The sequence below is a fragment of the Pedococcus sp. P2_A3 genome, assembly GCF_056405035.1.
The window spans coordinates 1-908 of record NZ_JBFUCW010000050.1; the positions used below are offsets into that span (position 1 = coordinate 1).

Below are 908 nucleotides of genomic sequence, written 5' to 3' on the forward strand. Positions count from 1 at the left end.
GGCTGAGGTCGCGGCCCGGTTTCAGTGCTCCTGGCCGACGGTCAAGCGGTGGGCCGACCGGTATGCCGCGGGCGAGCCGATGAGCGACCGGTCTTCGCGCCCGCACRCGATGCCCGCCAAGACCACCACGGTGGTCACGCGGCGGATCGTGTCGTTGCGGCTGCGTAAGCGGTTCGGGCCGGTCCAGCTCGCCTCGTTGACCGGGGTCGCGCCCTCGACCGCGCACCGGGTGCTGACCCGGTGCCGGCTCAACAGGTTGGCCCATGTGGACCGGGCCACCGGGGAGCCGGTGCGTCGCTACGAACACCCCTACCCCGGGTCGATGATCCACGTCGACGTCAAGAAGCTCGGCAACATYCCCGACGGCGGCGGGTGGCGGTTCGTCGGACGCCCCCAAGGCTTCCGGAACCGGGCCGCGACCCCGGACAAGCCCAAGAACACCCGGCACAACCCTCAGCTGGGCCACGCGTTCGTGCACACCGTGATCGACGACCACTCCCGAGTCGGCTACGCCGAGGTCCACGATGACGAGACCGCCGCTACCGCGGTCGCGGTCCTGCGCCGGGCGGTGGCCTGGTTCGCCGAACGCGGCGTCAGCATCCAACGCGTTTTGTCCGACAACGGATCGGCCTACCGATCCTTCGCCTGGGCCGACGCCTGCGCCGAGCTGGGCATCAAGGTCAGCAAGACCCGCCCCTACCGCCCACAGACCAACGGCAAGATCGAGCGCTTCCACCGCACCATGGCCGAAGGGTGGGGCTACGCCCGCTGCTACGAATCCGAAGCCGAGCGACGAGCCGCCCTGTCAGCATGGAYCCACGAGTACAACCACCACCGACCCCACACCGCCTGCGAGAACAAGCCACCCATCACCCGCTTGACCAACCTGTCAGGTCAGTACAGCTAGC

At 69.2% G+C, this 908-nt stretch carries 1 protein-coding gene; it reads left to right on the forward strand.

Annotated elements, in window-relative coordinates; genetic code table 11:
* A partial coding sequence (locus AC1DX8_RS21120) for an IS481 family transposase (protein ID WP_477631924.1) occupies positions 1 to 907 on the forward strand: 907 nt, incomplete at its 5' end.
* Position 908: the final 1 nt, after the last annotated feature.